Consider the following 20,962-nt stretch of genomic DNA (forward strand, 5'->3'; position numbering starts at 1 on the left):
CTTTTTTTAATGTTACCTTTTTTTTGGATAATCATTAAAAAAATCGTTGCCTTCAACGACAGAATAATTTATTATTACACTTTGTAGTCAAAATTATTGGATAATTTTGCTAATATTCTTACAAAGGAGAGGGATTCATGACAGATTTGGTTTCAGTACTCAACGACTATCTATGGGCTAAATTACTTGTTATTTTATTAGTTGCAATCGGCCTATTTTTAACAGTTTATTTAGGATTTATTCAGTTTAAATTCTTCCCTGAAATGATTCGATTATTAGTTGATGGTCGAAACAGAGACAAAGACAAAAAGACTGTTTCTTCATTACAAGCATTTATGATCGGAATGGCTGCTCGTATTGGTACGGGGAATATTGCTGGTGTTGCAACAGCAGTTGCATTAGGTGGACCAGGTGCAGTATTTTGGATGTGGTTAATGGCATTAATTGGTTCAGCTTCAGCATTTGTAGAAAGTACATTAGCTCAGCTTTATAAAGTGAAAGATGGCTCTTCATGGCGTGGTGGACCTGCTTATTATATGGAAAAAGCTTTAGGTAATCGAAAGCTTGGTGTTATTTTTAGTATTTTAATTACTTTATCTTTTGGTCTTATTTTTAATGCAGTACAAGCAAATACGATTGCTGCCTCTATTAATAATGAATTTGGCGTAAATACAAAAACAACTGCGATTGTACTGGCTATTATTACAGCACTTATTATTTTTGGTGGCGTACATTCAGTTGCTAAATTCTCAACTGTTTTAGTACCTATTAAAGCTGGTGTTTACATTATTTTAGCTTTATGGGTAATGATTTCAAATTTCGATATTTTACCAGATGTATTTGGTGCAATTTTCTCTGAAGGAATTTTTACGTTTAAACAAATGTTTGGCGGCGTTATGGGTGCTGCAGTACTTCACGGTATTCGTCGTGGATTATTCTCAAACGAAGCTGGAATGGGTTCTGCTCCAAACGCAGCTGCAACAGCTGACGTTACTCACCCTATAAAACAAGGTTTTATTCAAGCTTTAGGTGTAATTGTAGATACATTTATCATCTGTTCGTCTACAGCAATGATCGTATTAGTTTCAGGCGTGTATAAAACATCTGAACTATCAGGTATTCCTTTAACACAGGAATCATTACGTGTAAGTCTTGGTGATTTTGCTGCAACATTCGTTGCAATTTCAGTATTCTTATTTGCATTAAGTACAATAATGGGTAACTATTACTACGGTGAATCGAATATTAGCTTCATGAAGCATTCGAAAAAATCGATTTACGTATACCGTTTTGCTGTAATTGGAATGGTGTTATTCGGAGCATTATATAGCGCTGAATTAATTTGGTCTTTAGCTGATATTTTCATGGGATTAATGGTACTAGTTAATCTTTACGCAATTACGCGTTTAGCTAAAGTTGTAAAAGCTTTATTAAAAGATTATGTTTCTCAAAAGAAACAAGGTTTGGATCCAGTTTTCTCTGCTGATAAAATCGATAACTTACCAGGTCGTGATCAGTTAGAGGCATGGGTTGATGAGAAAGACGTTAAGAAAAACGTTGGATAATATATTCTGAGTATCTACCCTTCATCTTTTAAGATGAGGGGTTATTTTTTTATAACTCTTCCCTAAAAAAAAGCCACCAACGAATTATTGGTGAAGTTAGTTCATCTGCACTTAATTTTATATACTGTCCTAATCTGATTTTTCAAGAAGGTTTTTAGATTTTTTGTTACCTTCTCCTACTAATATTTTTATACCTAAATAAATCCCAAGTGAGTTTAATAGTATATCATCAATATCGAAACTTCCTACAACATATTTTTTTTGTAAAAATTCTATAAGTATGACTAATAATATAGAAACTAAAATACAAATAGAAACTTTCATCGTTCTATAAAAGTAATAATAAACTATACATCCTAGAGGAATAAAAATTACAATATTCCCCACAATATTTGAAAAGATATAAATAAAGTCAGCTTTACTGTCTAAATATCCTAAAATCGTTTTAAACGGTATATAATTGTTTCTATAATGATTTCCCAGTGAGTTTCTTGAAAAAAGAACAGAAACCAAAAATACTATATAAGTAAGTGTAAATGCTCCGAAACCAAATTTACTAATATAGAATTTCCTATTTTTTTTATAGTACAAACCCATATTTATTATTATATTAACAATTAATACTAAACATAAAAATAAACTATATCCAAAAAAAGCATTTGCATATGGAATAAGCCTTGAAAGAAAGTCTCCAAGAAATGCTCTCATAACAAAAAGTACAAATAATGTAGATATTAGTAATGTAAATAGATTATTTAGTTTTATTTTCATAAAAGCCAAGTTCCCTTACCAAAATTGGCCTTTAACACCTACATACGATTTATCCTCGCCTTTAATAACTTCAAATGAAAGTCTATACTGACCATTGCCTACCCCTTCTTGATATGTTACTGAAGTATTTCCACGAAATGTTTGTGAAGCACTATTTACAGGGAGGTATAACCCTACTATACTTTTCTTTAATGGTGTTATTTTAATTGATTTTCCCCCTGCACTATATTGTTCGTGTTTTACATGTAACCACCCTTTAGAAATATTAAATGCATTTTTGGATTCTAAATACCCAGTTAGTTTCCCATCAAACTTCTGAGTCGCAGATGCTGATTCTACAGATTTTGCGAAAATGGGAAGGGACAAACAAATTACAAAAATAATTTTCTTCTTCATACTGACGCTCCTTTTTTAAATTTTTTTGTTTATTAATCTAGCATTAGTTTCAATTAAAAAATCCAAAACTAATAAAATATTAATATATTTTTAATGTATCATTTTAAACTTGACCATCACCCAAAATAATCTGAAAACTTTGTGTACTTTCCATATTTTTCATAGTTCTGTCACAATAAAGTAGTATTCTTCATATTTCCAACTAACACTTTCATAAAATATTTCACAAAAATAAAAAAAACCGTCCAAAATATCAGACGGTCCTCCCTCTTCATTATAAAGTTCCCTATCCTAATAAGCAGTCCAACCAGCATCACCAGTAATAACTGTACCATTAACAAAGCTTGATTCATCTGAAGCAAGGAATAAAGCTATTTCTGCTATTTCTTCTGGTTTACCTACTCGTGGATTTACTCCTAATCCTGCTTGAATACGTCCCATACCAAATTCGTTAATATTTGTCATGGAGGAACCGATATTTGTTTCAACTCCACCGGGAGCAATTGCGTTGCATCGGATTCCATTCGTTGCGTACATGAAGCCAGTATTCTTCGTGAATCCAACAACTGCATGCTTAGACGCTGTATAAGCCGCTCCAGCTCTCGCCCCTTGAAGTCCACCTGCAGAAGCTACATTAATAATAACTCCTTGCTCTTTTTCTAAAAAGATCGGTAAGACTTTTCTTGTTGAGCGCATTACACTTGTAGTGTTTACAGCGAAAACTCTTTCCCACTTATCATCTTCAATATCACCAGCAGGTTCAAAGTTATCCATAATTCCTGCATTATTAACTAGAATATCTAACGTACCAAAAGTATCTACGGCAGTATCAATTAGGTTTTGAATATCATTTTCTTGTGCTACATTTGCCATAATAGCTATAGCGTCCCCACCGTTTGATTTTATTTCTTCTACGGTAACATTTGCAGCATCTGCATTAATATCAGATACAACCACTTTTGCACCTTCTTTAGCATAAAGGGTAGCAATTGCTTTCCCCATACCAGAACCAGCACCAGTTACTACAGCTACTTTATTTTGAAGTCTCATGATTTTCCCTCCAATTAATTATGATGTATTATGCTTTAACTGTTACCTTTTTTAATTTTACTGTTGCCTCTTCAGAAGCTGCTTGTTTAACTTTCTTGATAAAGAAAGAAAGTAATAATCCAAGGACACCTATTCCAACAATCACCAGATAAGCATCGTTTATTCCATTAATTGAAGCTTCTTTTATAATTTGAGCTTGTGTTAATCCCTTAGAAGCCGCTGTAGGAATTAAATCCTGTATATGCGTTTTAGTACGATCTGTCATAATTGTAACTAGAAGTGATGTACCAACCGCTCCGGCAACTTGACGAACTGTATTTGTAATTGCTGTACCGTGTGCATTTAATTGCTTTGGAAGTTGATTCAAACCAGCTGTCTGAATTGGCATCATCATTAATGCCATACCGATTCGTCGTCCAGTGGACATTAGTACTAGATATGTGTAACTTGTCGAGTCCGTTAAGTTTGTAAAGCCAAGTGTTGTTGCAATTGTAATAATCATTCCGAAAATAGCTAGCCATTTCGCACCGACACGATCGAACAGCTTTCCAGTAACTGGCATTAAAAAGCCCATTACTAATGCACCTGGAAGTAATAGAAGTCCTGACTCAACCGGTGTATAGCCACGAATATTTTGTAAGTAAAGAGGAAGTAGCATCATATCTGCATACATTACCATCGTTACTGCGATATTAATAACTGTCGTTAATGAGAACATACTAAACTTGAATGCACGCAAATCAAGTAAAGGATTTTGCGAAACCATTTGTCTCCATGCAAAAAGGACAAGTGCCAATACACCGACAACAATCGTACTAATAACTTCTGAATTCGACCAACCTAAACTTCCAGCTCGGCTGAAACCGTAAAGCATTGCACCGAAACCAATTGTAGACAGTGTAACGCTAAGAAGATCAAATTTAGTTTTGATACGATCTGAAACATTTCGCAGATAAATGAAACCAAGTACGATTACAAGAATAGCAAATGGAATCATTCCGTAAAACATCGTTTCCCATTTGTAATTCTCCATTATATAACCTGCAAGTGTAGGACCGATTGCTGGGGCAAATATTATCGCCAGCCCAACCATCCCCATTGCTCCTCCACGTTTTTCTGGCGGAAATAGCGTCAAAATAACGTTAGTAAGTAGTGGCATAATAATTCCTGCACCTGCAGCCTGAATCAAGCGTCCTGTTAACAGAACAGGAAAATCGGTCGCAATTGCCGATACAATTGTTCCTGCTAAAAAGATAATCATTGAAGCTTGAAATAGTTCACGTGTGGTGAAACGTAGCATTAAATAGGCTGTAATCGGAATTAATACACCATTTACTAGCATGTAGCCTGTTGTTAACCACTGTGCTGTTCCTGCCTTGATATGAAAATCAACCATTAGCTCAGGTATGGCAACACTCATAAGCGTTTGATTTAATGTTGCAAGAAAGGCACCTAAAATTAAAATGAACATAATAGGTCCTTTTTTTATCGAATTTGTGTCTATTCCCGTTGTTTTACTCAATCCCCCATCATTCCTTTCTCTCTTTATCATGGACATAATTTACAAAGTGTTTAATAATAAACATGATATAAATTAAATTATAATTAGTTAGTTCATTCTTACAACCGACAATATTTGAAGAAATGTATTGTAGTTATCACTCTTTTTAGTTTTGTAGTTAAAACTAAACATATTAAACACATTTAAAGAAATTGTAAATTTCATGGAAAAGGTGATTTGATTTGAAAGATAAAACAAAAATGGATCCTAGAATCATTCGTACACGTCAATTAATTAAAGACGCTTTTATCGATCTACTTCAGGAGATGGATTTAAACAAAATAACAGTTAATCGAATATCGGAGCGTGCAACAGTTAATCGAGTTACATTTTATCTACATTATCGTGATATACAAGATATGATGGAGAAAATGGCTTTGGAAATGGGTGAGAAGCTTGGACAAATTATGAGGGATTCACCAAACTATAATTCTATAGAAGAAACTGATTCGGTGAAGCTTTTAAACTTGCTTGAACATATTGCTGATAATGCAAAGTTTTATAAAGTAGTTCTTGCTTCTACTAAAACTCCAATCTTTACAGAGCAATTATTAAAAATCATTACTGAAACAATAACAAAACGAAGAGAAGTTGATTCTTTGCACATTAAGACAGATATTCAAAAGGATATTATTATCTGGTATGGATCATCAGCTCTGATTGGTACAATTGTCTCGTGGTTAAGAAATGACATGCCGTATACCCCTCAATATCTGGCTAAGCAATTATCTTTACTTTTTAGAATTGGAAACAAAGTATAAATTCTGTGCCAAGGTAAAGAAATTGGAATGAAAAAGTAGGAAATAAAGATAGTCCTCTAAAATCGAGCCTAATCTTTCCTTGGCTATGCTCTTAACCTCTTGTCCCACTAATAAGCTGTTTTTCAGGAGTGGAGATAACTATTACATTCTGAAATAACAATAAAAATACGAAATGTTCGTCCGTGGAAATATTAGTAAAGTATTAGAAGATTGAAAGAATAACTTCAATTAATTACTTCCTATCTTGTGGTAATCCTATCCAAATTTCATTTTTACTTAATATATCTTTAAGTATTACTTCACATACTATACGAGTTTTCTAAATATACTAATTTTGTTGTTAAATGTAGAATTTTAGTATTAGGTACTATTTCTAAAATTTTGGATGGGAGGAGGACTTAGTTATGTATGAAGGAAAAATTATCAAATTTTATAGAGAAAAATACAAACTAACACAAGAACAATTAGGAAAAAACATTTGCTCCGTTACCCATATCAGTAAAATAGAATGTGCTCAAACGAAGTACGCACCAGAAATTATAAATTTATTATCAAATAGGCTTGGAATTGATATGGACTTAGAAGTAGCTAATTTTATGAATATAAAACAACGATTACTTCACTGGCATGATGTTATCGTTATGCAGTTATTCGAAGAGATGGATCAGATCTACTATGAATTTGAAATGGAAGAATTAATCCAAATCTCTGAATATAATGATATGTATCAGTTGTTAAGAGCGAAATATTTTCTTGCGCACAGTAAATGCAGTGAAGCTTATAAAATCATTAAAAAGCTACAAAAAAAAGAAGATAAATTAGCTCCATATGAAAGAAATTTATTAAAGCATATTTTAGGAATTTATTCTTTAGCAAAGCAAGAATACAGTAAAGTGATCGAAATTTTAAAGTCGATTGATAATACAGTTTATAAAAATCCTGAATATTTTTACCATCTAGCATCGGCTTACCATACTTTAAATTCTCCTGTGTTAGCCTATTATCATGCTGAAAAATCTCATCAATTTTTTAAGCAAATTAATAACTATCTTAGGGTAATTGATGCAGAGATGTTAATGATTATCCAGGTTCAAAGTGACACTTTAGAGGAAGAAATTATTAATCGTTTCAAAAATTTGATTAGAAGCTGTGAGTTGTGTAATGCTCCTGATCGAAAAGCAAAAGCTTTGCATAATTTGGCCTATGTGTTTTATAGAGGTAAAAATTATAGGGAAGCAAGTAAATATTATAAACGGTCCATGATGCTAAAAGACCCAGAGTGTTCAACGTATTTACTATCGTTGGAAGGCTATCTTCGTAGTTCCTTTGATGGTGGTTTTTCTAACGTAGAAGAACTTGTGCATGACGCTGAAGCAGGACTTTTCATAGCGAAAAAAAATAATTACATTTTATATATCCATTTATATAAACTTTTACTTTATTTATTAAAGTCAAAAGAAAAAGAGTATCATCATTATTTAAACAGTAAAGCTTTACCTATGTTTGAAAAAAATGGTTTTACTTTTTTAGTAGAACGTTCTAAAAAGGAATTATTCAATTATTATAAAAAGATGAATTTAAATGAACAAGCAATGGAGATTGCACAATTAATCGTAAATGCTTAGGACTTATATATTTTAATAGTATGATTATTTGCAGATAAATACGCTGGTTCTCATTTCGAGTACCAGTTTTTGATTTTTTCAAGAATAAAAAAAGAGACAAGAATACGAAGTTCTGTATTCTTGTCTTTTATTATTTTTAAGGGAAGTTTTTAATTTGAAAAAAGCCGATCTAATCGTTGCACTTTCATAAAGGGTGTTAATCAATCTTCGTAATGTCATAAACACCCTTTTTGACTTTTTTGCTTGAGAGTAATTTGTACTGCTTGTTATTTCTTTACAACTTTAACCTTTGTTGCAGAACTTTCATTTCCAGTTGAATCCTTTGCATAGACAGATAATTCTGTACCTACTTTTTGTTGTTTAATTTGGATACTAAATATTCCTTTAGAATCAGCTTTTCCAGTTGCAATTACAACATCATTGATTTTTACAGTAATCGTTGCATTTGCTAAAGTTGAGCCCGAAATCTTTGGATCATTTTCATCGATTTGGTTAACATTCGGTTTATTTAGTGACCATTTTGCGTAAATTGTTGTGTCGCTCGATACTTTATCTGTTGCAAAATTCCATGGTGTTTGACCTGCAGCGTCCTTGTACCATCCAGCAAAAGTGTAACCTGTTCTTGTTGGTACAGTTGGTTCAGCAATCATTGTGTTATAGTTTGCTTTTATCGCATCTACTGCACTTCCACCTTGGCTATCAAATTTAACTGTATACGAGTTAATGCTCCACTTAGCAAATAACTCTGTATCTGCTGTTACTTTATCTGAAGCAAAATTCCATACTGTTTGACCTTTAGCATCTTTATACCATCCAACAAAAGTGTATCCCGTTCTTGTTGGTGCTGTTGGTGCTGTCATAGTCGTGTTATAATCCACTTTCTTAGTTTCTACTAAGCCTCCATCTTGCTTGTTAAATTCTACTGTGAACTTATGAATCGACCATTTTCCGTATATTGTTTTTGCAGAATAGATCGAGTTTGTGAAATCCCAAGGAATTGTACATGCTTCATCTGCAAACCAAGCCAGCTCATATCCATATACAGTTGGTTCTGTAATACGACGTACGACGATTTGGTCTTTTACTTCAAATGGCGCTTTTTCACCTTTTAGAACAAAGTGAATGTTATTTCCGTTTACGATTTTTTGTGTCACTGTAACATCTGCATATTCTTTTGCGCTAATACTGATGATAAAATCGCCTGTTTTTTTGAATACGCTCTGATCAATTGTCAGTGTGCCATGTGTTGCATCGATTTTGTATTTTGTTGCGTCAATCGCTGAACCAGCCACTTTAATGCTCGTAATTGCATTTGCCCAATCTTTGTCGCTAAATTCAAGTGTGATTTCATTGCCTAACGCGTTATCAGTTGTATCTGCTGATACGATTGATGTTGCTAAGGCATATTTTGCATACAGTTTAATTGGTTTTGTGACAATGCTTGTGAAATCAAACGGCGTTGTTAACGCTTCGTCACTGTACCATCCCATAAATTTGTAACCAACTTTAGTTGGGTCAGTTGGCATTGTAACACGTGAGTCAACGATTTGCGGTTCGATTGCATCGCCTCCGTTTGTTTCAAATGAAACTGTGTAACCAATGACTTGGTCTGTAACAGTCGCATCCAAGTACCCTTCTGACGAAATGGTCACATTTACTTTTTGTCCAGCTGTAAATAATGATTTATCAAGTGTAATTGATCCTTTATGTGTTACTGAATCATACGTTAATTTATAATCAGTACCCGAATTTAGTACTTTTGAACCAATGCTTACTTTCTTGATATTATTTCGCCAAGTTCCGTCGTCTGTAAAGGCGATTGTAATATCACTTCCAACAACATTTCCAACAACATCTTTTGTTACTTGAGGCGGTGTTTTCATCCAAGCGATGTAATACGTTTCATTGTTTTTCAATACCTTACCAGTTCCTGTTGAAATTGGTACATCTTGTCCGCTTGTTCCGGCTGCATCATAATATAAGTTTGGCATCATGGAAAGATTGCCCTTTGTTACTTTTGTTGCTGCTGTCACCATGTCAACACCAAATGCTTTTCCATTGACTAGTTTGTCACTGAAGAAGACATCACCTGGTGAATTTAATGTACCTCCATTTAAATCAATGTGTCGGCGATAACCTAGCTTTACATTTGGAATTTGAACGGTTTCCCCAGCTGTTGACGTTAGTGTCAATTGATAACCAGTTGAACTTGGTGCTTGACTAAATGCAAACTTTTCACTAGGGTGAGCTGTTGCATATGTTTCTGTCGCCGTTGTGAACTTTAATGAACCACTACCGTCACCATTATCAACTAAATCATACGTAGTTGGATCTAACGTATACGTACTGTCAGTTGTTTCAAATGTGCCATCTGCTTTCATTTTTCTATACGTTGCGTCAATTTTTGCAATATCGTTCTTTGTCTTTAACCATGGTGTATTCGTTGTATAGTCTGGGATTTTAATCGTAACTGGACCTTCACCAAGTACGGTACCACCTAAATTATCACCATCTGGTTTCGATAAATCAACAGGTGAATAGTTTTGCGTGTAATTCACTTGCCATTTTGCAGCAACCTTTATATCTGAAGCATAATTATTATATTCAACCCAAGGAGTCGTTAATGCACCCGTCACTGGATCGACATTATACCAACCAACAAAATTATAGCCAGATTTGACAGAAAGTGGCGTACTTCGATTTGGGGAGATACTATTGAAAATATACTGTCCTCCATTATATCGAGAATTGCTTGGTTTAAATCCGAATGAAATTGGATTTATCGCGCTTCCACCTTTTGAGTCAAACGTAATGCCATATCCAATTGGTTGAGCAGCATTCGTGCCATCTCCGCCAATCGTTACCATCGGGTAAATGGTTCCATCTAAACCGGTTGAGTTGATCTCGAATTTATACAATTGAGGTAAATAGTTCGCTCCACCTGGATTAATCGCTGAATTATACGATTTTGCGTCATTCGGATTAATCGCTGCATCCGTTTTAAATAAATCGGCTTTAAATGTAATTTTTCCTGGTTGTGAAATATCGTAATACAGATTACCATTTCCATCTTTTAGATTCGTAATATCTAAGCCTGTTGTAAAACCTGCTGTTTTGACAACGATTTTATTGATACCCTTTCGCCAATTAGAGTCATCAGCAAATGTATAGTTAAATGTGACATCGTTTCCGATATGCGCTTTTGCTGGATCAGTGACCATTGGAATGGTAGGAGTTGGGATTGGTACTGATGCAATTGTAAAGCTATTCGTAACTGGTTGATAGCCAGTAGCCGTGATACGTACCGTGTACGTACCAGTCGTATTAAATAATGAACCATGTAATGATAGTGTAGCTGGTACATTTACGATCCCTTGTATCGGGTCATTCTTGACGTAGCCGGATGTAATCGATACGGCTGGAACGGTTGTATTTGGTACAACTGCATTCGTTACGTCAGTGAAATTACTGCCTAATCCTAATTCAACCTTAGTAATCGCTTTTCGCCATACAACATCATCTAACATGACATTGCTCGTTGGGATCAACGAAACAGTTGAACCATTTTTCAAATCTTGGAAAGTTGGTAATTGAGTTACGGATGTTTTTTGCGTTGGACCTGCAAAATTTAGCATTGCCATAACTTCTTTTAGACCATTACCAGCAGATAAGTTATAGGTTTTAACTTTCGAATCATCAGAAGAAGCAGTATACGTTCCTCTATTTGATGAAATCGATAGATTTTCTGTCAAAGTAAGTTGTGGTTCTGGGACTACCTTACCTGCATCAATCGCACTTTGATTTTTCTGACCAAAGTTTTTAAAGATATAGTAAAAATCATTGTAATCTATATTACTGAAAGAGTAACTGCCAAATGAATTCAGTCCTGAGAAAGCCCAGCTAATGTCATTATTTCGATGCGTAGTAGAATTTGTAAAGAATTCCGCTTTTTCTTTAGAAGATGCTGATACACCTTTTAGAAAATCGAAATCAGCATATGCTTGGATTTCTGAAACTAAATCCTTCATATCAATCACATTATCGCCATTTACATCTCCACCAAGTAAAAGTGGTGTGTTCATCGATGCAAAATCAAAGTATGAGCCTGATTGAAATCCGAATTTGTTGGATCCAATGACTGGCGTTGTTTGATATCCTTTAAAATGACCTGGCATATACGTTTCAATTGAATACGGCTTGTCGCTTGCTTTCATTGTAATGGAATACGTACCTGACGTTTGATTTCCGATTTGAACGGAGTTTGCGTCGCTTGTGTTATCCGTTACATACGTATTACCATCGGCATCTTTTGCCGTAACGGTCGCACCTGAATCCTTCGTAATATTCGTAAAACTTCCGCTTAAATTGTTTGCTTTGAAGCTTTCCGCAAACAGACCACCCGTCACTTGTGACTTCGGTTGTTTGACAAGTGGCATATTCGTTAAGAAAGCCGGAACGACTGTCTCTTTTCCAGCCAATGTGAAGCTCGAATTTTCGACAGCGAAACTTTCGTCAATTGGGCCAACAAATGCACTTTTATCTGTGTAAGTCAAATTTGCTTCTAAAATCTTCATGTCTTGCGTGTCTTTCGTCAGTGCGCCTGCTTCAGAAACGCCAGAAATAGTCACGTCGACTGAACGTCTGCCTGTTTGTTTATCTAAATAAGGCTGACCAACTGTTAGTGTAGGTGTAATGCCTTTACTTCCTAAATAGTTACTATATTCGTCAGAAAGCTTAATGTTTGAAAATTCAAGTATAGGATCTGCCTCAATTGTAAAGGTACCGCCAGTCATTCCAATTCCATTTTTCGTCGCTAATGATACTTTAAATGGTTTTTGGGGTTCAACGACCACATTCCCTTTGCTTTCTAGTGCTGGGTCTACGCCTCCAGAAGTTGTGACTGTTACATATGGCGAACCTTTTTTGATGAAGTAATACTTTTTCTTCGTTGAATACCAGTCGCCTGCTCCAGAATAGTCGGAAGGATAGATCACATACTTCATTCCACTTGCTTTAATGTCGTTAGGCTCTAAGCCAAAACTGAAACGACCGTTTCCATCCGTTTTAAAAATGTGTGTGACAAATGGACCATCTTGATAACCAAACACTGTGTTCTGCCCTTGATCGACAGGTGAAGGCTTAAGCGTATCATAATCTTTTAACGTCGTTTCGCCATTATTTTTCATGACATCAATATTCGAGTCATAAACGGTTCCATAAAACTTCTTAACCTCTTGTCCTGGATTGTAACCTGTAGGGTCGATTTCATAAATACCCGGCTGCGAATCACTATCCATCGTTAAGGTAGGTGCTTTGTAGTCGACATAAAGCGTGTCTTCTTTTGTGAACTTTTTCCCATCTTTGTCAGTTGCGATCATCTCAACCGAATAGGCACCTTCTTTTAGCACCGCAGGCGTTTTTCCGATTCCAGCTTGATCAAGTGAGCCATTATATGGTTTTGTAAATGGTAAATAGAGTCCATTAACAAGCATTGTTACAGGACCATAAACGACTCCAGGGCCAGCCCCACTGATATTGCTCACATTTTGTACGACTCCGATATAGTTTCCATCTTTATCTTTCAATAGAACATAGGCACTATCCATTGAGCCGTTTACAGAAAAGGTGTATCCTGAACCAGGTTGTCCCGCATTTGGGTTATAGTTTCCAGTATAACGCTCAGATAGTGTCATCGCTTTGATGTCTACTTTAAAATCAATTCCTTTTTCAGCAATCGTGATGGTAAATGGCATGCGGTATGATTCGTTCGCATCATTTGCATTCACAACATTTACATATCCTTCATACGTACCGTCTAATGCGTTTGCTGGTACGGTAATTGTCGCTTTCGCTTTCACTGAGCTTTTTCCGTCCACACTGACAGACGTTACATTTGACTCACCAGTTGAAAAGTCGATTTTCACATTATTTCCAGTACCTTGTCCAACTGGATTTGAACTCGCAAATTTTGTTGTGATAAACTTTGAACTGAGTTTGAACGTTTTACTTGTTGAACCTTGGTTTGTAATCGTGAAGTCTTTTGATTTGACAACATCATCAGAGCCCGTTTTCGCTCCTTCTCCGCGCCCATTAAAACCAAACGAGAAGCTACCTGTTGTGTTATCGATTGGCGTATACTGATCTTGCCCATCTATATTTGTAGTACTTGTTGCTTTATCTAATACTTGTATTTTGATATCTGAGTGCACCGCTCGAACTGGATCAACACGTCCTGCACCAACTTGGTACACACTGTATGTTTTTGAATCGGTACTCACGTCTTTTGCTGTATTCATTAATGCCGTTTTCACATCGGCTGGTGTGTAATCTGGATGTGCAGCTAATACAAGTGCTGAAATCCCTGTTACGTGAGGCGCAGCCATTGATGTACCTGACAATGATTGGTAGGCATATTTATAATCTTTATCACTATTTGGTTCCCACACATCGTATGGTTGAGTTGAGAAAATGTCAACACCTGGTGCGATGACATCTGGTTTGATGCTCCAATCTTTTACTGGTCCTGTTGAACTGAACGACGCTAATTGATCAGCCGGTTTGTTGAGTGGGGCATCAAGCGTCATTGGGAACGTAATCTTTGCGTTCCCGGGATCGGCTTTTATTGCGTTCACAAGTGATTCACCTTGTGCTTGTGTAATAGAAATTGCATATACATTGTCAGCGCTAATCCCTAAAAAGTTTGGATTATACCCTTGGGTTTCTTCATCCGCTTGGTTATCCCAAATGATCATCCCTTTTGCTCCGGAATCTTTCACATTGGCCATTTTTTGAGTTAAGGTATCGCCTCCGCGTTTCACAAGGGCAATTTTCCCGCTCATGTCTCTTCCTGCATAATCATCTTTGCTTCCAAGACCAACATCGACGATTGGAATTGACAATCCTTTGAACGCATCATCAGCGTCTGCAAAATGTTTCCCGAATAAACGCGCTTGATAAGGCGTATTACCGAATTTTACGGTTTGCACAGGAATTTGTTCTGGAACAGTACTTGCACCAACCGTAATGGCAAGTGGTGAAGTCCCTGGTGACCCAAGTGTCGCGACGCCAGGTCCTGCATTTCCTGCAGAGACTGAACAAACGACACCTTGTAATGTTGCGTTGTTAATCGCGATACTAGTCGGGTAAAATGGGTCATTAACATTTGCACCGAGTGATAGATTCACTACATCCATTTTATCTTTTACTGCTTGGTCGATTCCGCTTAGTACAGCGTAAGAAGAACCATGTCCACCCGGTCCAAGTACGCGGTACCCGTGAAGTTCAACATCTGGTGCAACACCGTCCGCTGAATAAACGTTATTATTATCTGTTGTACTCGCTGCAATCGTACCTGATACGTGTGTACCGTGCTCCGTAATATAATCTTTGTAATTAGGAGACGGTAACCCTTCTTCTGGATTCGGATGTTCTCTTGCTGCTTCCCAATCAGGATAGATCGTTTCCATCGGGTCATGATCATCTACTTGAACCACATTTCCATCTGCATCTACTTTTGAGTTAATAAAGTCGTGCCCTTCATATAAATGTCCGTCCGCATCGTGTGTTACTTCATATAAATCAGGATGGTTGTAATCAATCCCTGTATCTAGTACCCCGACTTTTACTCGTTGACCTTGTTTTGGACCTGACAAGAATTTCCCTGTGTTCCCTTCTGCGTGTAGTTTATCAACACCCAATAATGAAAGGCCTGCAGTTGGTTTTCCGGTTGCTGTCGCTTCAGTCACTGTCTGTGTTTCGCCAGATGAAGCCGTTCCTTCTTCTACTTCGTATTGAACCACTGACCAAACAGATGCAACATCCGCCTGGCTGGCAATCGCTTCAACCATACTTGGTGGTACCGATAGTGCAACCCCGTTAAATGCATCCGTGTATTCTCTTGTGATGCGGATATCCGCCTGAACTTCTTTTCCACCAGTAATTTGCTTAGCCGGTTGCGTCTTGACAAACGCTTTAAATTTCGAATGTGCATCAGCAACTTTTTGTTTTGCATCTGCGTAATCAGCAGCAAACGTCTGTGCACTTGCGCTTCCTTTTTCAAGTGATTGCTTTATGATTTGAATTTTTGCTGGATCCACTTTAAATTGAACGATGACGTCAATATTTTTTCCGCTTTTTAAATCTTTCTGATCGACGTGGATTTTTTGTGTGTTATCCGCACCAGTCAGCTTATTGATGCTCGCTTTTTGTTCTGGTGTTAATCCAGCTAAGATGCGGTTAACTTCATCCGCTGTAAATTTCCCATCAGTTGGATTTTTCTGATCAACATTCGACTCTGCATGTGCAAGAATGGCACTTTGTGGTAAGACCATATTCAGCAACATCGCGCTACTTAACGCAACAGCCGATATTGTTCGTTTCTTTTGTCTCTTTTTCATGTTACTCCCCCCACTATTAGTCGTCCTGATAATTATTTAATATTTAAAAATATTAAATAATTATATCTGTGACTTAATAATACGTTAAAAAGTAATGAAGCTACATTGGGGGAATTTGCAGAAAATTGTAGTTAAACGACGAACAAATACAATAGTATTTAATTGAAAATTATCATATTTTATCATTTTCCCTTCGAAACTAGTCTTTTTACCCCGTTTTTTCAACCTAAAAGACCTAAAAATTCAGTTATATTGACTTTTTGGTAAATTAATATCAAAATAGTCAAATTTGGGGGAATTCTCACTTTTTTATTAAAATCTTGATTATGTATTTCTATATTCCATTATTTTCATTAATAAAATTTACTTTTTATTATTAATTTTTCGACATTTTTTCAATCTACATGCTAGTTGATTTAATCTAATTCAATAAAAACGGAAGGAGTTTAAAAAAATATAAACCTCTTAAAACCCAGGTATATCCGTGTTACTGTTGTATCTATGTTCGAAATACTGAATGCTCTACTCCGATAGGTTTCGAATGTTCCTTTGCTCTTCATCCCCTTCTAAGTAGCGTTTTATGGCAATTAATTTCTTCTCTATTGTAAATTTAGTTATAAAAATGCACCTCTAAATATTAGACGGTGTCTAACATTTAGAGGTGCATTTTTATAGGTTTTACTATTTATGTGTGCTTTTTTTGTAATCCAGATTACCAGAAGATAGGGGCATTTTACATTCGATCAACATTCAAGATGTGAACCTTGAAATGTGGTTTGATGTTCATTTCAGGATAGTCCTTTTCCCAATTTAAATTTTTCCAAATTTTAGGGTGAAACGCCTTTATCCTTTCACCGATCCCAAGCAAATCACAATTCGCTTTTTGCATGATTTGAATTGTCTCTAACGCTTTTTTGTCTAATTGTTTACCTAGTTCTTTTTCGGTTTTATTCACATATTTTGCATTAAGTTGGTGATATGATTTTCCTAATTTGATGACAACGATGTCGATGTTAACATTGAGATTCACTTTTGGTGGTCTTTTTGATTGCGGTATCACACGAATCGTTGAAGTACCTTTTTTTAATGAAAAGCTGTAACTTCGATAATCGTTCTTTTCTTCGCTAACTTTCTCTAATTTACCACTATATCGTTGTCTTCCTTTTTCTTTCCCGGTAATTAACATCATCATACGCAATTGTTCTTTATTAAGTTCTACATCTGTATTCTTCCCGTGGCTAATTAATAGCCCACCTTCTAATTCTGTACCTTTCTCATTTTGTTTCACAATTGGAATCGCAAGATTTGATAATTCGTATTCTTTTGATTCTAATAATTGCATCATCGTCACACTATTAATGATATTATTTTTATCTAACGCCGAGTTAAACCTAACAAAATTACCAGCGAATTTTCCATTCTGTTTTGGAGTTGTCTTTAAAAAAGTTCCTAAGTCCCCTTTGAATATTACAACCGGTGAGTTAATAGACGTATACGGTGCATGTAATAAAAAATTAAGTTGTAAAATTGGTTCGTGTTTCACAAAAGATTCACTCATCAAATAAATCCCTGTGTTGATCCCTAAAAAAGGCGCTTGATCGATATACTGCCCTTGACTAACGGCTTCAATAACATTAGGTCCTTTTAAAACAACCGTCTCAGAAAGTGGTTCACCTGAACCCGGACCAGTACTTTTTATGTTGGTGATGACATAATCTAATTCGACTTCACGATTCTTTTCATTCCAATTGAGTCCTGCTATATCGACAAATTGTAAATTTCTTAAAGGTAAGCGATCCCAACAGCCTGTTAAAAGTGGCAACAATAAAAGTAAAATGGCAACTTTTCTCATACTTTTGCCACCTTTTCACGTAGAATCGAACCAAGTAAAAGAAATGTTGGTATCACGACAATCATGATGAAAGAAAGTACATTGTGAACATCTGAATAACGAAACATTCGTTGTCGATCAGCGCAAAAACAAGCAATGACAAAGCCAAAAACGCCAATCACCCAAACCAATAAAGAATGACGATTGATTTCTTTTTTTCGTATACTTGCGACATACCGTGCGGATAAAAACAAATACATATAGACGGTTGCTGTTATGACAGATATCCAAGTTGTGATAAAGACGATATCTAAACTCTGCACGACAGGCCATCTAAATTTACGAAGGATGAACACCATCGGTTCTGTGATGGTATCCAATTGGCTTTCGCTAAAATTATAGATGACGATGACGCTTATCAACACATAAAATAATGTCGTAATTCCGTTTGCTATTGACATCGCAAATAAAATCTCAATCTTTTTTTTGCACTGGACAAATGGAAAAACGTATAGAAGTAATTCGAATCCAGTATACGCCCAAAATGTTGGAATCGAGTCCTTTAAGACTGACACGATTCCATGTGTGCCAATCGGTAAGAAATGAAGCCAATTCCCTTTACCCATGCCACTTATGATGATAATCACCGCACAAATAACAACCAATGTAAGGACGGATTGTGAGACAGTCGAAATACTTCTTAAAGAAGATGATGCAGTATAGGCTGACATCAGAAACAAAAAACCGACAATTACAATCCAAGGTGTTTCATACAAAACCCACCGATGAAGGATATCTGCATAAGAAATTACAACAATGATACAATTCTGCGCGCAAAATAAGGCAAACAAAAAATTTAACATGACACCAATTGGTCTTCCAACAATCTGATAGAGATACTGCTGAAATGTTAATGTAGGATAACGCTTACCAAGTCCATAAATAACAAATATCACTACTTGTGAGAACATACCTCCAACCAAAACAGACATCCACGCATCATGTCCTGTATGGCGAGATTCTGCGTATGGGATCGACAAAACGTGTGCACCAATTTGTGTTGTAATCACAAGACATATCAGTTGGTTAATTGAAATCTTTTTTAGATGGATCATCGTCAACTACCCCTTTGGATCATTTAGTCTCGTCAGATCTTTTGCGACACTTTCTATTGGCCGTTTTTTTAGACGTTTGATTGGTGCTCTAAATAAGGTATCTTTTATCGCATCTTTGGTAAACCACGCATAAAAATAAGGAATACCAATCGTGTTAATCCGAGCTAAATGTGTTAATAACAAAAAGAAGCTAATCTCTAACCCGATTAATCCAAAAATAGACGCCATCACTAAGAAAGGGTAAGTCATGATTCGTGCGACATTACTCATTTCGTATGAAGGAATAATAAAGGAAGATACACCCGTGAGAGCAGTAACAACTACCATCATATTTGAAATCAGATTCGTTTGAACAACGACTGTACCAATAACAATTCCACCAACTACTCCAATTGTTTGACCAATTGGACCTGGTAGTCGAATGGCTGATTCGCGTAAGATTTCAAGCGTAACAAGCATGATTATCGCTTCTAAAATCGGAGGTAAAGCAACCAATTGCATTGAATTCTTAAGTGTTAAGGCAATTTCAAATGGAATAATTCGTGGATCAAATGTTACGAGCGCTACATACAATCCTGGTAATGAAACGGCAAAGATGAAACAAATAATCCGAAGGAAACGAAACATACTACCGACGATCCAACCAACTTGATAATCATCTGGTGTTTGAAAAAAGGACCAAAATGAAACCGGTAGTATAACACTTTGAGGCGACCCATCTGTTAAAATAGCCATTTTCCCATCCATTAGATAAGAACGGATACGGTCTGACCGTTCAGAAATGAGAAATTTCGGAAATAGTGAAAATTTATCATCTGTTATTAATTCCTCTATAAAACCAGGTGACTCGACATAATCGATATCGATACTTTCGATTTTTTTCTCCAATTCCATTAAGACGACTTCGTTTGCCAAAGAATGCAGGTATAAAATGGCTACTTTTGTACTTGAACGACGCCCAAGTGAGTAACTCTTCACGATAAAATCTGGTGTTTCAACTAATTTGCGCAACATGTTTATATTTGTATCGATATTTTCGTTTAGTGCCTTATAAGAACCGCGTAACACACGTTCATTCATCGGAATGGAAATCGAACGATCATTTGTTTTTTCAGTGTCTAATAGATAACAAATGGTTTCTCCATTTCTTTGAACCACTGTTTTTCCTGCGACTAGTGCTTTTGATACTTCTGATAACCATTCAGTTTCTTGATATTTTAGAATAGTGACCGCTTCACGAACACTCGTGTGTTGGTTATGAAGCAACGGGCGGATAATGTGTTCTTGCACGATACTTGTATCAACCATCGTATCAAAGTAGTAAAGACGGTACCATTGTTCACCAACTCGAACATCACTTGTTTTAAAATCGGAGGTATCGCATAACATCTCTCTGAGTTTTTTTTCGTTTAAATCTAGAAAAGATTCCGTTTTCATGAAGAACCTCCAATTCAAAAGTTATGTTTATTTTTCCATTTCTTTTGTTTTCCTTACTAAGTAATGAATGTTAATTTTGGATTAAAATACCAAATGTTTGTATTGATGTTCTATTTATAACAAATCTTAACTGGGGAAGTTGATGAAACAACAATAAAGATACAAAAAGGAACGAAATAGCAAAAACACTGTTGCTTTTCGTTCCTTTTTATCAATTTTAACCAGAATCCTCCCACTTCAACACGTAGTGTGAGTGGGGGATTCTTTCATTAACTTGGCAAAGTTATTGAATGCAGTTACTCCTAAATAGAAAAACCTCTTAAAACATTGATAAATCAAAGTTTTAAGAGGTTTTCGCATTAATATTTTTAAGCATAAAAAAACCACCAAACAGTATGTATTGGTGGAGACGGTGGGAGTCGAACCCACGTCCAAGAATATCGGCACTTAAGCT

At 35.8% G+C, this 20,962-nt stretch carries 11 protein-coding genes; 3 read left to right on the forward strand and 8 right to left on the reverse strand.

Going from position 1 to position 20,962, the window contains the following annotated elements; genetic code table 11:
• Nucleotides 1-137 precede the first annotated feature (137 nt).
• Complete coding sequence (locus tag AN960_RS07340; RefSeq protein WP_056468983.1) at nt 138-1,565, forward strand: alanine/glycine:cation symporter family protein; 1,428 nt, start codon at nt 138-140, stop codon at nt 1,563-1,565.
• 129 nt (nt 1,566-1,694) lie between these two features.
• Here the strand turns inward: AN960_RS07340 and AN960_RS07345 are convergent, their stop codons facing one another.
• The 4 genes from AN960_RS07345 to AN960_RS07360 form a co-directional block, all read right to left on the reverse strand.
• Nucleotides 1,695-2,336, reverse strand: a complete 642-nt coding sequence (locus tag AN960_RS07345; RefSeq protein ID WP_056468985.1) for a VanZ family protein — start codon at nt 2,334-2,336, stop codon at nt 1,695-1,697.
• Nucleotides 2,337-2,351: 15 nt separating this feature from the next.
• The gene (locus tag AN960_RS07350) at nt 2,352-2,732 is read right to left on the reverse strand and encodes a hypothetical protein (protein ID WP_056468988.1); all 381 of its coding nucleotides are present in this window, start codon (nt 2,730-2,732) and stop codon (nt 2,352-2,354) included.
• A 291-nt stretch (nt 2,733-3,023) separates the two neighbouring features.
• A complete protein-coding gene (locus AN960_RS07355; RefSeq protein WP_056468993.1) occupies nt 3,024-3,782 on the reverse strand; it encodes an SDR family oxidoreductase in 759 nt (252 codons plus the stop codon).
• Nucleotides 3,783-3,810: 28 nt separating this feature from the next.
• Nucleotides 3,811-5,253, reverse strand: a complete 1,443-nt coding sequence (locus AN960_RS07360) for a DHA2 family efflux MFS transporter permease subunit (RefSeq protein WP_286131637.1) — start codon at nt 5,251-5,253, stop codon at nt 3,811-3,813.
• Between the two features lie 290 nt (nt 5,254-5,543).
• On the opposite strand from AN960_RS07360, the gene AN960_RS07365 reads away from it, so the two are divergent.
• Together AN960_RS07365 and AN960_RS07370 are read left to right on the forward strand one after the other, a co-directional pair.
• A complete protein-coding gene (locus tag AN960_RS07365; protein WP_502692527.1) occupies nt 5,544-6,104 on the forward strand; it encodes a TetR/AcrR family transcriptional regulator in 561 nt (186 codons plus the stop codon).
• 404 nt (nt 6,105-6,508) lie between these two features.
• Nucleotides 6,509-7,729, forward strand: a complete 1,221-nt coding sequence (locus AN960_RS07370) for a helix-turn-helix domain-containing protein (protein WP_056469001.1) — start codon at nt 6,509-6,511, stop codon at nt 7,727-7,729.
• A 266-nt stretch (nt 7,730-7,995) separates the two neighbouring features.
• Here the strand turns inward: AN960_RS07370 and AN960_RS07375 are convergent, their stop codons facing one another.
• The 4 genes from AN960_RS07375 to AN960_RS07390 form a co-directional block, all read right to left on the reverse strand.
• A complete protein-coding gene (locus AN960_RS07375) occupies nt 7,996-16,125 on the reverse strand; it encodes an InlB B-repeat-containing protein (protein WP_056469004.1) in 8,130 nt (2,709 codons plus the stop codon).
• A 733-nt stretch (nt 16,126-16,858) separates the two neighbouring features.
• Nucleotides 16,859-17,977, reverse strand: a complete 1,119-nt coding sequence (locus AN960_RS07380; protein WP_056469007.1) for a Ger(x)C family spore germination C-terminal domain-containing protein — start codon at nt 17,975-17,977, stop codon at nt 16,859-16,861.
• On the reverse strand, nt 17,974-19,071 hold the full coding sequence (locus AN960_RS07385; protein ID WP_056469010.1) for a GerAB/ArcD/ProY family transporter: 1,098 nt from the start codon (nt 19,069-19,071) through the stop codon (nt 17,974-17,976). The genes AN960_RS07380 and AN960_RS07385 overlap by 4 nt, the downstream gene beginning before the upstream one ends.
• Nucleotides 19,072-19,077: 6 nt before the next feature.
• Nucleotides 19,078-20,508, reverse strand: a complete 1,431-nt coding sequence (locus AN960_RS07390; RefSeq protein WP_056469013.1) for a spore germination protein — start codon at nt 20,506-20,508, stop codon at nt 19,078-19,080.
• Between the last annotated feature and the right edge of the window lie 454 nt (nt 20,509-20,962).

Source organism: Bacillus sp. FJAT-25509 (genome assembly GCF_001420605.1).
Classification (GTDB): domain Bacteria; phylum Bacillota; class Bacilli; order Bacillales; family Bacillaceae_G; genus Gottfriedia.